Below are 13,831 nucleotides of genomic sequence, written 5' to 3' on the forward strand. Positions count from 1 at the left end.
AGGCTGGCACCGTGCGGGAATGCAGCCATTAAGACAGTTTAGCGATAGATTGTACACAATTTTTTGTGCATCCCAGGTCAAGACTCCTCGAACACTCCATCAGTCGCAAAGACACGCCCGATGCCGACCCTCACGGCATTAGCTGACCAATCAGGCAGGTTTCTTGCAAGCCATTCTCAGGCGACAAATGGGAAGAAATGCGGAAAAACAGGCTTACAAAGTATTTAAGAAGTTGTATACAATCAGTCCATCCGGTGGTGCGACATCCCGACGCGGCCCGCCCACCACCCGCACATACGTACAAGAAGGAAGACTGCAGTGAGCGCTGACTACCCTCGCGACCTGATCGGTTACGGCAACAACCCACCTCATCCGCAATGGCCGGGGAATGCCCGCATTGCACTGTCCTTCGTGCTCAACTACGAAGAAGGTGGCGAGCGCAACATCCTGCATGGCGACAAAGAGTCCGAAGCGTTCCTCTCCGAGATGGTCGCCGCCCAGCCGCTGCAAGGCGCGCGCAACATGAGCATGGAGTCGCTCTACGAATACGGCAGCCGCGCTGGCGTATGGCGCCTGCTCAAGCTGTTCAAGGACAGCGGCGTGCCGCTGACCATCTTCGCCGTGGCCATGGCCGCCCAGCGCCACCCCAACGTGATCCGCGCCATGGTCGAGGCCGGCCACGAGATCTGCAGCCACGGCTACCGCTGGATCGACTACCAGTACATGGATGAAGCGCAAGAGCGCGAGCACATGCTCGAAGCCATCCGCATCCTCACCGAGCTTACCGGCGAACGCCCGCAAGGCTGGTACACCGGCCGCACCGGTCCGAACACCCGGCGCCTGGTTATGGAGGAAGGCGGCTTCCTCTACGACAGCGACACCTACGACGACGACCTGCCCTACTGGGAGCCGAACAACCCGACCGGCAAGCCGCACCTGGTGATCCCCTACACCCTCGACACCAACGACATGCGCTTCACCCAGGTGCAGGGCTTCAACTGCGGCGAGCAGTTCTTCCAGTACCTGAAGGACGCCTTCGACGTGCTCTACGAGGAAGGCGCCGAGGCACCGAAGATGCTCTCCATCGGCCTGCACTGCCGCCTGGTCGGCCGCCCGGCGCGCCTGGCCGCGCTCAAGCGCTTCGTCGACTACGCCAAGAGCCACGAGCAGGTCTGGTTCGCCCGTCGCGTGGACATCGCCCGCCACTGGCACGCCACCCACCCGTACAAGAAAGAGAACGCCTGATGACTGCCTTCAAGACCCTCAAGCCCTCCACCCTGGACCGCGCCGCCTTCGTCGCGGCCTTCGCCGACATCTACGAGCACTCGCCGTGGGTCGCCGAGAAAGCCTACGACCTGGGGCAACTGGCCGAGCTGGACGAGATCGAGGCGCTGCATCAACGCATGAGCGACATCCTGCTCAGCGCCAGCCATGCCGAGCAGCTGGCACTGATCAACGCTCACCCGGACCTGGCCGGCAAGGCCGCCATCCAGGGCGAGCTGACCGAGTCGAGCACCAACGAACAGGCCGGCGCTGGTATCCACCAGTGCACCGCTGAAGAGTTCGCCCGTTTCACCGAGCTCAACGACGCCTACAAGGCCAAGTTCCAGTTCCCGTTCATCATGGCGGTCAAGGGCAGCAACCGCCACCAGATCCTCGCCGCCTTCGAAAAGCGCATCCACAACGACACGGATGCCGAGTTCAAGGAAGCCCTGGCGCAGATCAACCTGATCGCCCTGTTCCGCCTGCTGCAGCTGTAAGGCACTGGCAGCGCCCTGGCCCGAGTGCGTGACGCGTCCGCACCCAGGGCCCCGGCCCGCCAGGCCACCAAAATCCAGAACAACGAATAGAAGAGATAACCGCATGCGCACCCTGATGATCGAGCCCCTGACCAAAGAAGCCTTCGCCCCCTTCGGTGACGTGATCGAAACCGACGGCAGCGACCACTTCATGATCAACAACGGCTCGACCATGCGCTTCCACAAGCTCGCCACGGTCGAGACCGCCGAGCCCGAAGACAAGGCGATCATCAGCATCTTCCGCGCCGACGCGCTGGAAATGCCGCTGACCGTGCGCATGCTGGAACGCCATCCGCTGGGCAGCCAGGCTTTCATCCCGCTGCTCGGCAACCCCTTTCTGATCGTGGTCGCGCCAGTTGGCGATGCACCTGTATCAGGCTTGGTCCGCGCCTTCCGCAGTAATGGCAGGCAGGGCATCAATTACCATCGCGGCGTTTGGCACCACCCGGTGCTGACGATCGAAAAGCGGGATGACTTCCTGGTGGTTGATCGCAGTGGTTCCGGCAACAACTGCGATGAGCATTACTTCCCCGAGGAACAGATGTTGATCCTCAATCCCCACCAATAAGAAAAGGTCGGTCACCCAGGTCCGCCTGAACCGTGACCGGCGAGAGGTACATACTGTGGAAGCACACCTTCACGAATGGCTGAACCTGAGCATTCGCTGGGTTCACATGATCACCGGCGTGGCCTGGATCGGTGCATCGTTCTACTTTGTCTGGCTGGAGAACCACCTGAACCGAAGCAACCCGCGCGATGGGTTGTCGGGTGACCTCTGGGCCATCCACGGTGGTGGTATCTACCACCTGGAAAAATACAAGCTGGCCCCGCCGAAGATGCCCGAGAACCTGCACTGGTTCAAATGGGAAGCCTACTTCACCTGGATGTCCGGGATCGCTCTGCTGTGCGTGGTGTTCTACTGGAACCCGACCCTGTACCTGCTGGCACCCGGCAGCACCCTCAGCGGTGCCGAAGGCGTGGCCATCGGTATTGGCTCGCTGATCGCCGGCTGGTTCATCTACGACTTTCTCTGCGACTCGCCCCTGGGCAAGAAGCCGGCGCTGCTCGGCGCCGTGCTGTTCGTGCTGATCATCGCGGCCTGCTGGGGCTTCAGCCTGGTGTTCAGCGGCCGCGGCGCGTACCTGCACACCGGCGCGATCATCGGCACCATCATGGTCGGTAACGTGTTCCGCATCATCATGCCGGCGCAGCGCCAGCTGGTGGCGGCCATCGAGAACAACCAGACCCCCGACCCGGTGCTGCCGGCCAAGGGCCTGCTGCGCTCGCGCCACAACAACTACTTCACCCTGCCGGTGCTGTTCATCATGATCAGCAACCACTTCCCGAGCACCTACGGCAGCCAGTACAACTGGCTGATCCTGGCCGGGATCGCGGTGGCCGCGGTATTGATCCGTCACTACTTCAACACCCGCCACGACAGCAACAAATACGCCTGGACCCTGCCTGTCGGCGCCCTGGCGATGATCTGCCTGGCGTACGTGACCGGCCCGAAACCACTGCCGAGCGCACCTGAGCAGGCCGCCGCCAAGGTCGAGTACCAACCGCTGCCGGCCACCGCCGTGGGCGGCAAGACCGCCGCCGAACTGCGCGCCGAGGAAGCCGCCAAACCTGCGGCCCCCGCCGAGACTCCGGCCCAGGCCACAGCCCAGGCTGGCGGTGAAACCTTCGACAAGATCCACACCGTCATCCAGGAACGCTGCACCGTGTGCCACTCGGCCAAGCCGACCAGCCCGCTGTTCAGCACCGCACCTGGCGGCGTGATGTTCGACACCCCGCAGCAGATCCAGGCCCAGGCCGCGCGCATTCAGGCGCAGGCCGTCGCCAGCCAGATCATGCCGCTGGGCAACATCACCCAGATGACCGTCGAGGAACGCAAGCTGGTCGGCGACTGGATCGCCAAAGGCGCGCAGGTCAACTGAGACACCCCACGACTGCGTGGGAGCGGGCTTGCCCCGCGATGAGGCCGGTACTCCCGGCCTCGCTTCCAAGCTCTACGTAACAAGCAAGCATCGAGCGTTCGGCTTCACGCGGAAACCCCAGCCTCCTTTACCGGAGCCTGCCACGTGAAGCCGCCCGCTTGGATCCGAGAATAAAAACAAAACTCGAGGTGCTGCATGTCCGAGTCACCCAAGGCGTACATCCCTGTTGCGCCGCCACGACAGCCCCTGCCCTTGTTCCAGCTGATCCTGGTGGGTCTGCAACACGTTCTGCTGATGTACGGCGGCGCCATCGCGGTGCCACTGATCATCGGCCAGGCGGCGGGCCTGTCCCGCGAAGAAGTCGCCTTCCTGATCAACGCCGACCTGCTGGTCGCCGGCGTTGCCACCATCATCCAATCCTTTGGTATCGGCCCGGTCGGCATTCGCATGCCGGTCATGATGGGCGCCAGCTTCGCCGCCGTCGGCAGCATGGTGGCCATGGCCGGCATGCCCGGTGTCGGCCTGCAGGGGATCTTCGGCGCGACCATCGCCGCCGGGTTCTTCGGCATGCTGATCGCGCCGTTCATGTCCAAGGTCGTGCGCTTCTTCCCGCCGCTGGTGACCGGCACGGTCATCACCTCCATCGGCCTGTCGCTGTTCCCGGTGGCGGTCAACTGGGCCGGCGGCGGCCATGACGCCGAAGCCTTCGGCGCGCCGATCTACCTGATGGTCGCCGGCCTGGTGCTGGCGGTGATCCTGCTGATCAACCGCTTCATGCGCGGGTTCTGGGTCAACGTGTCGGTACTGGTGGGCATGGGCCTGGGCTACGTGCTCGCCGGATCCATCGGCATGGTCGACCTGTCGGGCCTGAACGAGGCGCCGTGGCTGCAGGTGGTCACCCCCCTGCACTTCGGCATGCCGACCTTCAGCCTGGCGCCGATCCTGTCGATGTGCCTGGTGGTGGTGATCATCTTCGTCGAGTCCACGGGCATGTTCCTCGCCCTGGGCAAGGTGACCGACCGTGAAGTAACGCCGGGCATGCTGCGGCGCGGCCTGCTGTGCGATGCCGGCGCGTCGTTCATCGCCGGCTTCTTCAACACCTTCACCCACTCCTCGTTCGCCCAGAACATCGGCCTGGTGCAGATGACCGGGGTACGCTGCCGCTACGTCACGGTAATGGCCGGCGCGCTGCTGATCCTGCTCAGCCTGCTGCCCAAGGCGGCGTTCCTGATTGCTTCGATCCCGCCCGCGGTACTGGGCGGCGCGTCCATCGCCATGTTCGGCATGGTCACCGCCACCGGGATCAAGATCCTCCAGGAAGCGGACATCTCCGACCGACGCAACCAGTTGCTGGTCGCGGTCAGCGTCGGCTTTGGCCTGATCCCGGTGGTGCGGCCGGAGTTCTTCGCGCAGATGCCGCAGTGGATGGAACCCATCACCCACAGTGGCATTGCCATGGCCACCCTCAGCGCCCTGGTGCTGAACCTGCTGTTCAACATCCTCGGCGGCGCCGACCGCGCCGCGCACAACGATGCCTGTCACCAGCATTGAGTGACCAGGGGCGGCGCCGTCCTGGCCGCCCCGCTTCAACCCTGTGGTAACGCAGTACCGTCGGCCCGCCGGAATGGGCCGTCCGGGGCGCCTGCGCGCCGAAAAAGCCCTTACAAAAACAATAAGTCCGGGAATCACAACATGAAGCGCATCACCACCTCCGTCCTGCTGGGCAGCAGCCTGCTGGCCACCCTCCCCGCCCATGCCGGCGAATGGCTGCAGTGGCACGGCGAAAGCCTGTCTTACCTCTACGGCAAGGACTTCAAGGTCAACCCCGATATCCAGCAGACCATCACCTTCGAGCACGCCAACAAGTGGAAGTACGGCGACACCTTCCTGTTCGTCGACAAGATCTTCTACAACGGCAAGGCCGACCCCGGCAAAGGCGTGACCACCTACTACGGTGAGTTCAGCCCGCGCCTGTCGTTCGGCAAGATCTTCGAGCGCAACCTGGCCTTCGGCCCGGTCAAGGACGTGCTGCTGGCCATGACCTACGAACGTGGCGAGGGCGACAACGAGGCCTACCTGATCGGCCCCGGCTTCGACCTGAACGTGCCCGGCTTCAACTACTTCACCCTGAACTTCTACCTGCGCAACACCGAAGGCAGCCGCCCCGGCGACAACGTCTGGCAGATCACCCCGGCCTGGTCCTACACCATCCCCGTGGGCAAGTCCGACATCCTGATCGACGGCTACATCGACTGGGTGGTCGACAACGACCAGACCCGTCGCGGCACCTACCACGCCAACCTGCAGTTCAACCCACAGGTCAAATACGACCTGGGCAAGGCCCTGAACCTGGGCGCCAAGCAGCTCTACGTCGGCTTCGAATACAGCTACTGGAAGGACAAGTACGGCATCGACAGCCACGGCAACGTGGACAGCAACCAGAGCGTCGCCAGCGCCTTGGTGAAGGTGCATTTCTAGGCTCTGTACGAAAAGTCTTGAGACGCAGGTCAGGCAAGGCGAAAACAGCCAAGGAAGCGCAGTGTACTGGAGTACATGAGCATTCCGAGGCTGTTTTCAACGCAGCATGAACAAGTATCAAGGCTTTACGTATAGAGCCTAAGCGAAGGGGCGTACGCCCCGCAGTGTGACAGCGTGCTCCAGGACGGAGCACTTGAGGCCCGGCGCGCAAGTGAGTAATCTGCGCGCCCCCTCGATCGGGGCGGGAAGGATCCCGCCCGCGTTTGCTGACCGCCCAGTCAATGTTTCCGGGCGGTTGGCCAACGTGTTGCCAGCGTGAAATACCTATTTCATCCGTTCAGAAAGACGTCGAGCAGGATGGTTGTGCCCAACGTGGAAAAGTTGGCGCAGCTCTTGCCAAACAGCTGTGGCCAATTGAAAAAAGCTGACCCAAAAGACAAGAACAGCGCCCGAGCGCTGACAACAGATCCAATAAAGGGAGCGACACACGCAATGCGTACCATCAATAGCCTGATCCTCGCCGGCGGCCTGCTGGCCTGCGGCGCCAGCCAAGCCGGTGACCTGCTGCAATGGCAGAACAACAGCCTGACCTACCTGTGGGGCAAGAACTTCAAGGTCAACCCCGAGATCCAGCAGACCGTAACCTTCGAGCACGCCGATGCGTGGAAGTACGGCGACAACTTCTTCTTCTTCGACAAGATCTTCTACCAGGGCAAGAAGGACGCCAGCAACGGTCCGAACACCTACTACGGTGAGTTCAGCCCACGCCTGTCGTTCGGCAAGATCTTCGACCAGAAGCTCGAGTTCGGCCCGGTCAAGGACGTGCTGCTGGCCATGACCTACGAGTTCGGCGAGGGTGACACCGAGTCCTACCTGATCGGCCCCGGCTTCGACCTGGCGATCCCAGGCTTCGACTACTTCCAGCTGAACTTCTACCAGCGCACCACCGACGGCAGCCGCCCAGGCGACAACGTCTGGCAGATCACCCCGGTCTGGTCCTACACCATCCCCGTGGGTTCGTCCGACATTCTCATCGACGGCTTCATGGACTGGGTGGTGGACAACGACGAGAACCGTCGCGGCACCTACCAGGCGAACCTGCACTTCAACCCGCAGGTCAAGTACGACCTGGGCAAAGCGCTGCACCTGGGCGAGAAGCAGTTGTACGTGGGTATCGAGTACGACTACTGGAAGAACAAGTACGGCATCAAGGACAGCGATGCCTTCACTACCGATCAGAACACCATGAGCTTCCTGGTGAAAGTGCACTTCTGATCACTCAGCGCTCAGGCGCTGTCTGACGTGGGAGCGGGCTTGCCCCGCCCCCACGTCCCCGCGCTACTCAGTGAGCAGGGCGCAGCGCCTGCCACAGCTTGCCGACGACGCTCACCACCGCCAGCACCACAGCCCCCGCAATCACCCCCGCCACACCATTGAGCAGTGCCCCGGTCAACGCCCCGCCCCGTCCTTCGCTGAACGCCTCGATGGCGTGATGCAGCGGCGCGATGCCGTGCACCAGGATGCCGCCACCGACCAGGAACATCGCCGCGGTGCCGATCACCGACAGGCTTTTCATCATGTACGGCGCGGCGCGCAGGATGCCGTTGCCCACCGCCTGGCTCAGCGCCGAGGCTTTCTTGGTCATCCACAGCCCCAGGTCATCGAGCTTGACGATGCCTGCCACCAGGCCATACACCCCCAGGGTCATGACGATGGCGATCCCCGACAGCACGATGATCTGCTGGCTCAGCGGCGCATCGGCCACGGTGCCCAGGGTGATGGCGATGATCTCGGCGGAGAGGATGAAGTCGGTGCGCACCGCGCCCTTGATCTTGCTCTTCTCAAAGGCCACCAGGTCGACCTGCTCGTCGGCCACGGCCGCCTTGCGCGCCTCGTGCTGCGCGTCGTCCTCGGCCTTGCTGTGCAGGAACTTGTGCGCCAGCTTCTCGAAGCCCTCGAAGCACAAGTACGCGCCACCGACCATCAGCAGCGGAATCACCGCCCAGGGAATGAACGCGCTGATCAGCAGCGCCGCCGGCACCAGGATCGCCTTGTTCAGCAGCGAGCCCTTGGCCACCGCCCACACCACCGGGATCTCGCGTTCGGCGCGCACACCGGTGACCTGCTGGGCATTGAGCGCCAGGTCGTCGCCCAGCACCCCGGCGGTCTTCTTCGCCGCGACCTTGGTCATCAACGAGACATCGTCGAGGACCGTGGCGATATCGTCGATCAGTACCAGTAAGCTGCTTCCTGCCATGTCAAAATGTTTCCAGTAGGTTCGAATGGCCGGGATTCTAGCCCAAAGACGCTGCCTTGAGCGCCCGTCCGAGCGGGTGCTACCATGCCGGACCCCTCTTGGAGGGGCCAGACCCGAGGAAGATTCCCGACAATGAGCACCATTCGCGAGCGCAACAAGGAATTGATCCTGCGCGCAGCCAGTGAAGAATTCGCCGACAAGGGCTTCGCCGCCACCAAGACCAGCGATATCGCGGCCAAGGCCGGCCTGCCCAAGCCGAACGTGTACTACTACTTCAAGTCGAAGGAAAACCTCTACCGCGAGGTGCTCGAGAGCATCATCGCGCCGATCATGCAGGCCTCGACACCGTTCAACGCCGACGGCGATCCGAAGGAAGTGCTCAGCGCGTACATCCGCTCGAAGATCCGCATCTCCCGCGACCTGCCCCACGCCTCCAAGGTGTTCGCCAGCGAGATCATGCATGGCGCGCCGCACCTGTCACCGCGCCAGGTGGAGCAGCTCAACGAGCAGGCGCGCCACAACATCGAGTGCATCCAGCGCTGGATCGAGCGCGGCCAGATCGCCCACGTCGACCCGCACCACCTGATGTTCAGCATCTGGGCGGCGACGCAAACCTACGCGGATTTCGACTGGCAGATCGCCGTGGTGACCGGCAAGGCCAAGCTGGCCGACAGCGATTATGACGCGGCAGCGGAGACCATCATCCGCCTGGTGCTGAAGGGCTGCGAGCCCGAGGCAGCCTGACAGGGCCAATGGGGCTGCTGCGCAGCCCTTATCGCCGGCAAGCTGGCTCCTACAGGCCCTGCACAATTCCTGTGGGAGCCGGCTTGTCGTGGCGACGAACCGCGGCGATGGGCCGCACAGCGGCCCCAGAGAAGCTGAACCTTAAGCCGCCACCCCGGCATCCGCCGTCAGCCCGACTTCTTCGATCGCACTGATCGCGCACTGCTCGTCGATATCCGACGTATCGCCGCTGATTCCCACCGCCCCCAGCACCTTGCCCTCCTGATCGCGGATCAGCACGCCCCCTGGCACCGGCACCACCGGTCGCTCGCCGAGCCCGTTCAAAGCCGCATAAAAGGCGGGGCGCTGCTGCGAGTCCAGCGCCAGCAGGCGCGAACCCTTGCCCAGCGCTACCGCGCCCCAGGCCTTGCCGATGGCCACCTCGGGGCGCAGCAGGCTGGCGCCATCCTCGCGCTGCAACGCCAGCAGATGCCCGCCGGCGTCGAGCACCGCCACGGTCAAGGGCGCGGCGTTGATCTTGCGGCCTGCGGCCAACGCGGCATTTACCACGCCCACGGCCTGTTTGAGGGTCAATGCGTTCATGAAAAGGTCCTCTTCTTGTTGTGAGAAGCCCTGAGGGCAGTTGAAAACCAATAGACACGATAGAACACAACAAAGACACTATTTGTATACAATTTTCTAATCCAATGTGTCTCACTGCGACGAAATGCCGCCCTTTTTCGCCATGACCAGCAAGTCAAAGCCGCCGACGAAAATGGATTGACCTTTTGCGCCGACCATGAATACACTCTGCCGCAACGCAAGTTGTATACAATTACAAAATCGATGAGGCACAAACCATGAGCAAAATGAGAGCAATCGATGCAGCCGTTCTGGTCATGCGCCGTGAAGGTGTAGATACCGCGTTCGGCATCCCCGGCGCCGCGATCAACCCGCTGTACTCGGCCCTGAAAAAAGTCGGTGGCATCGATCACGTCCTCGCTCGCCACGTCGAAGGCGCCTCGCACATGGCCGAGGGCTACACCCGCGCCAACCCGGGCAACATCGGCGTGTGCATCGGCACCTCCGGCCCTGCCGGCACCGACATGGTCACCGGCCTGTACAGCGCCTCGGCCGACTCCATCCCGATTCTCTGCATCACCGGCCAGGCCCCGCGTGCCCGCCTGCACAAGGAAGACTTCCAGGCCGTCGACATCACCAGCATCGTCAAGCCGGTGACCAAGTGGGCGACCACCGTGCTGGAGCCGGGCCAAGTACCCTACGCGTTCCAGAAGGCCTTCTTTGAGATGCGCACCGGCCGCCCAGGCCCGGTGCTGATCGACCTGCCGTTCGACGTGCAGATGGCCGAGATCGAGTTCGACATCGATGCCTACGAGCCACTGGCGATCAGCAAGCCAGCCGCCACTCGCGTCCAGGCCGAGAAAGCCCTGGCCCTGCTCAATGACGCCGAACGCCCGCTGCTGGTAGCCGGCGGCGGCATCATCAACGCCGACGCCAGCGACAAGCTGGTCGAGTTCGCCGAACTGACCGGCGTACCGGTAGTGCCAACCCTGATGGGCTGGGGCACCATCCCGGACGATCACGAATTGATGGTCGGCATGGTCGGCCTGCAGACCTCGCACCGCTACGGCAACGCGACCATGCTCAAGTCCGACCTGGTGTTCGGTATCGGCAACCGCTGGGCCAACCGCCACACCGGCTCCGTCGACGTCTACACCGAAGGCCGCAAGTTCGTGCACGTGGACATCGAACCGACCCAGATCGGCCGCGTGTTTACCCCAGACCTGGGTATCGTTTCCGACGCCGGCAAGGCCCTGGACGTGTTCCTCGAAGTGGCCCGCGAATGGAAAGCCGCAGGCAAGCTCAAGTGCCGCAAGGCCTGGCTGGAAGACTGCCAGGAACGCAAGGCTACCCTGCAGCGCAAGACCAACTTCGACAACGTCCCGGTCAAGCCGCAGCGCGTGTACCAGGAAATGAACGAAGTGTTCGGCAAGGACACCACCTACGTCAGCACCATCGGCCTGTCGCAGATCGCCGGCGCGCAGTTCCTGCACGTGTACAAGCCACGCCACTGGATCAACTGCGGCCAGGCCGGCCCGCTGGGCTGGACCATCCCTGCCGCCCTCGGTGTGGTCAAGGCCGACCCGAAACGCAAGGTGGTCGCGCTGTCCGGTGACTACGACTTCCAGTTCATGATCGAAGAGCTGGCGGTGGGCGCGCAGTTCAACCTGCCCTACGTCCACGTGCTGGTGAACAACGCCTACCTCGGCCTGATCCGCCAGGCGCAGCGTGGTTTCGACATGGATTACTGTGTACAACTGGCGTTCGAGAACATCAATTCCACCGACGCCGCCACCTACGGTGTCGACCACGTCGCCGTGGTCGAGGGCCTGGGCTGCAAGGCCATCCGCGTGTTCCAACCGGCCGAGATCGCCCCTGCCCTGCTCAAGGCGCAGAAGATGGCCGAAGAGTTCCGCGTGCCGGTGGTGGTCGAAGTGATTCTCGAGCGTGTGACCAACATTTCCATGGGCACCGAGATCAACGCGGTCAACGAGTTCGAAGACCTCGCCCTGGTCGGCAACGACGCGCCGACCGCCATCTCGCTGCTGGACTGATCGCCTGACGCCCCCGCGCCGCGCGCGGGGGCAATCAACGCAAGGAGACGACTTATGCCTCGCTTCGCCGCCAACCTGTCCATGCTGTTCACCGAACAGGACTTCCTGGCTCGCTTCAAGGCCGCCGCCGACGCTGGTTTCAGCGGTGTCGAATACCTCTTCCCGTACGATTTCAGCGCCGCCGAGATCAAGCAGCAGCTCGACGCCCATGGCCTGACCCAGGTGCTGTTCAACCTGCCGGCCGGCGACTGGTCGAAAGGTGAGCGCGGCATCACCTGCCACCCCGACCGCGTCGAAGAGTTCCGCGCCGGTGTCGACAAGGCCATCGAGTACGCCAAGGTGCTGGGCAACACCCAGGTCAACGCCCTGGCCGGCATCCGCCCGCAAGGCCCGGACTGCGCCACCGTGCGCAAGACCTTCGTGGAAAACCTGCGCTACGCCGCCGACAAGCTCAAGGCCGCCGGCATCCGCCTGGTCATGGAAATGATCAACACCCGCGACATCCCGGGCTTCTACCTGAACACCACGAAACAGGCCCTGGAAATCCAGGCCGAGGTGGGCAGCGACAACCTGTTCCTGCAGTACGACATCTACCACATGCAGATCATGGAAGGTGACCTGGCGCGCACCCTGGAAACCAACCTCAAGCTGATCAACCACGTGCAGCTGGCCGACAACCCGGGTCGCCACGAGCCGGGCACCGGCGAGATCAACTACCGCTTCCTGTTCGAGCACCTGGACCGCATCGGCTATCAGGGCTGGGTGGGCGCGGAGTACAAGCCCAAGACCACCACCGAGGCTGGCCTGGGCTGGCTGAAGACGCATAACGCAATCTGAAGGCCGAGCGCAGGCCCGCTCCTGAAAGGCCTGCTCCGCCTGCTCCATCGAGATTCAACAATTACAACGAGGTAATCTCTCATGGCTAAAATCGGTTTCATCGGCACCGGCATCATGGGCAACCCCATGGCCCAGAACCTGCAAAAAGCAGGTCACAGCATCTTCGTTTCGACCCACCACGACGCAGCGCCGGCCAACCTGATCGCCGCTGGCGGCGTGGCCCTGGCCAATCCGAAGGAAGTGGCCCAGGAAGCTGAATTCATCATCGTCATGGTGCCCGACACCCCACAGGTCGAAAGCGTGCTGTTCGGTGAAAACGGCGTCGCCGAAGGCGTGGGCCCGAACAAGGTGGTGATCGACATGAGCTCGATCTCGCCTACCGCCACCAAAGCCTTCGCCGAGAAGATCAAGGCCACCGGCGCCGCCTACCTGGACGCCCCGGTGTCCGGCGGCGAAGTCGGTGCCAAGGCCGCGACCCTGAGCATCATGGTCGGCGGTTGCCCTAAAGCCTTCGAGCGCGCCCTGCCGCTGTTCGAAGCCATGGGCAAGAACATCACCCGCGTCGGTGGCAACGGCGACGGCCAGACCGCCAAGGTGGCCAACCAGATCATCGTCGCCCTGAACATCCAGGCCGTTGCCGAAGCCCTGCTGTTCGCCGCCAAGAACGGCGCCGACCCGGCCAAGGTGCGTGAAGCCCTGATGGGCGGCTTCGCTTCCTCGAAGATCCTCGAAGTGCATGCCGAGCGCATGATCAAGGGCACCTTCGACCCAGGCTTCCGCATCAACCTGCACCAGAAGGACCTGAACCTGGCCCTGCAAGGCGCCAAGGAGCTGGGCATCAACCTGCCCAACACCTCCAATGCCCAGCAAGTGTTCAACACCTGCCAGGCCCTGGGCGGCGGCAACTGGGACCACTCGGCGCTGATCAAGGGCCTGGAGCACATGGCCAACTTCTCGATCCGCGACGACAAGTGATTTGAATCCGGGGGCTGCTGCGCAGCCCTTTCGCCGGCAAGCCGGCTCCCACAGGGACCGCACCGTCCCATGATCCAGCGCTGTACCTGTGGGAGCCGGCTTGCCGGCGATGAATCCAACACCGTTCTCCTGCAACCACAGGTCGAAGGGTGACCCCGAGCAACACCCGCCCCTGGTTCGGCCTGC

General features: G+C 63.2%; 13 protein-coding genes. 11 read left to right on the top strand and 2 right to left on the bottom strand.

Annotated features, from left to right (window positions below):
• The first annotated feature begins 318 nt into the window (after positions 1-318).
• The 7 genes from puuE (at position 319) to AAHK21_RS05435 (ending at position 7,492) form a co-directional block, all read left to right on the top strand.
• Entirely contained in the window at positions 319-1,245 is a 927-nt protein-coding gene (gene puuE, locus AAHK21_RS05405; protein WP_367856653.1) for an allantoinase PuuE, read from the top strand.
• A complete protein-coding gene (gene uraD, locus AAHK21_RS05410; protein WP_046856487.1) occupies positions 1,245-1,760 on the top strand; it encodes a 2-oxo-4-hydroxy-4-carboxy-5-ureidoimidazoline decarboxylase in 516 nt (171 codons plus the stop codon). Before puuE ends, uraD begins: the two co-directional genes overlap by 1 nt.
• 103 nt (positions 1,761-1,863) lie before the next feature.
• Positions 1,864-2,367, top strand: coding sequence for an ureidoglycolate lyase (locus AAHK21_RS05415; RefSeq protein WP_046856488.1), 504 nt, complete (start codon positions 1,864-1,866; stop codon positions 2,365-2,367).
• A 55-nt stretch (positions 2,368-2,422) separates the two neighbouring features.
• Positions 2,423-3,739, top strand: a complete 1,317-nt coding sequence (locus tag AAHK21_RS05420; RefSeq protein WP_367856654.1) for a urate hydroxylase PuuD — start codon at positions 2,423-2,425, stop codon at positions 3,737-3,739.
• A gap of 195 nt (positions 3,740-3,934) precedes the next feature.
• Complete coding sequence (locus tag AAHK21_RS05425; protein ID WP_367856655.1) at positions 3,935-5,290, top strand: nucleobase:cation symporter-2 family protein; 1,356 nt, start codon at positions 3,935-3,937, stop codon at positions 5,288-5,290.
• Between the two features lie 141 nt (positions 5,291-5,431).
• Positions 5,432-6,217: an outer membrane protein OmpK gene (locus AAHK21_RS05430; RefSeq protein WP_046856490.1), complete on the top strand. Its 786-nt coding sequence runs from the start codon at positions 5,432-5,434 to the stop codon at positions 6,215-6,217.
• Between the two features lie 492 nt (positions 6,218-6,709).
• A complete protein-coding gene (locus AAHK21_RS05435; RefSeq protein ID WP_046856491.1) occupies positions 6,710-7,492 on the top strand; it encodes an outer membrane protein OmpK in 783 nt (260 codons plus the stop codon).
• A 67-nt stretch (positions 7,493-7,559) separates the two neighbouring features.
• On the opposite strand, the gene AAHK21_RS05440 is transcribed toward AAHK21_RS05435, so the two are convergent.
• Positions 7,560-8,474 carry a DUF808 domain-containing protein gene (locus tag AAHK21_RS05440; protein WP_367856656.1) on the bottom strand — a complete coding sequence of 305 codons (915 nt, stop codon included), beginning with the start codon at positions 8,472-8,474 and terminating at the stop codon, positions 7,560-7,562.
• 132 nt (positions 8,475-8,606) lie between these two features.
• On the opposite strand from AAHK21_RS05440, the gene AAHK21_RS05445 reads away from it, so the two are divergent.
• Positions 8,607-9,218: a TetR/AcrR family transcriptional regulator gene (locus AAHK21_RS05445; protein ID WP_028692838.1), complete on the top strand. Its 612-nt coding sequence runs from the start codon at positions 8,607-8,609 to the stop codon at positions 9,216-9,218.
• 141 nt (positions 9,219-9,359) lie between these two features.
• Here the strand turns inward: AAHK21_RS05445 and AAHK21_RS05450 are convergent, their stop codons facing one another.
• The gene (locus AAHK21_RS05450; RefSeq protein WP_046856493.1) at positions 9,360-9,800 is read right to left on the bottom strand and encodes a heme-binding protein; all 441 of its coding nucleotides are present in this window, start codon (positions 9,798-9,800) and stop codon (positions 9,360-9,362) included.
• A gap of 257 nt (positions 9,801-10,057) precedes the next feature.
• Between AAHK21_RS05450 and gcl the strand changes: the two genes are divergently transcribed.
• From gcl to AAHK21_RS05465, 3 genes are all read left to right on the top strand, one after another.
• Entirely contained in the window at positions 10,058-11,833 is a 1,776-nt protein-coding gene (gene gcl / locus AAHK21_RS05455) for a glyoxylate carboligase (protein ID WP_023631170.1), read from the top strand.
• A 54-nt stretch (positions 11,834-11,887) separates the two neighbouring features.
• Positions 11,888-12,670, top strand: coding sequence for a hydroxypyruvate isomerase (gene hyi, locus AAHK21_RS05460; protein ID WP_046856495.1), 783 nt, complete (start codon positions 11,888-11,890; stop codon positions 12,668-12,670).
• 81 nt (positions 12,671-12,751) lie between these two features.
• A complete protein-coding gene (locus tag AAHK21_RS05465; protein WP_023631172.1) occupies positions 12,752-13,645 on the top strand; it encodes a 2-hydroxy-3-oxopropionate reductase in 894 nt (297 codons plus the stop codon).
• The last annotated feature ends 186 nt before the right edge of the window (positions 13,646-13,831 follow it).

Origin of the sequence: Pseudomonas sp. TE50-2 (assembly GCF_040813665.1) — a bacterium.
Classification (GTDB): domain Bacteria; phylum Pseudomonadota; class Gammaproteobacteria; order Pseudomonadales; family Pseudomonadaceae; genus Aquipseudomonas; species Aquipseudomonas soli.

Coding starts and splice junctions, on each gene's coding strand:
- uraD (WP_046856487.1), top strand. CDS start 1,245: ATGACTGCCTTCAAGACCCTCAAGCCCTCCACCCTGGACCGCGCCGCC.
- AAHK21_RS05415 (WP_046856488.1), top strand. CDS start 1,864: ATGCGCACCCTGATGATCGAGCCCCTGACCAAAGAAGCCTTCGCCCCC.
- AAHK21_RS05425 (WP_367856655.1), top strand. CDS start 3,935: ATGTCCGAGTCACCCAAGGCGTACATCCCTGTTGCGCCGCCACGACAG.
- AAHK21_RS05430 (WP_046856490.1), top strand. CDS start 5,432: ATGAAGCGCATCACCACCTCCGTCCTGCTGGGCAGCAGCCTGCTGGCC.
- AAHK21_RS05435 (WP_046856491.1), top strand. CDS start 6,710: ATGCGTACCATCAATAGCCTGATCCTCGCCGGCGGCCTGCTGGCCTGC.
- AAHK21_RS05440 (WP_367856656.1), bottom strand. CDS start 8,474: ATGGCAGGAAGCAGCTTACTGGTACTGATCGACGATATCGCCACGGTC.
- AAHK21_RS05445 (WP_028692838.1), top strand. CDS start 8,607: ATGAGCACCATTCGCGAGCGCAACAAGGAATTGATCCTGCGCGCAGCC.
- AAHK21_RS05450 (WP_046856493.1), bottom strand. CDS start 9,800: ATGAACGCATTGACCCTCAAACAGGCCGTGGGCGTGGTAAATGCCGCG.
- gcl (WP_023631170.1), top strand. CDS start 10,058: ATGAGCAAAATGAGAGCAATCGATGCAGCCGTTCTGGTCATGCGCCGT.
- hyi (WP_046856495.1), top strand. CDS start 11,888: ATGCCTCGCTTCGCCGCCAACCTGTCCATGCTGTTCACCGAACAGGAC.
- AAHK21_RS05465 (WP_023631172.1), top strand. CDS start 12,752: ATGGCTAAAATCGGTTTCATCGGCACCGGCATCATGGGCAACCCCATG.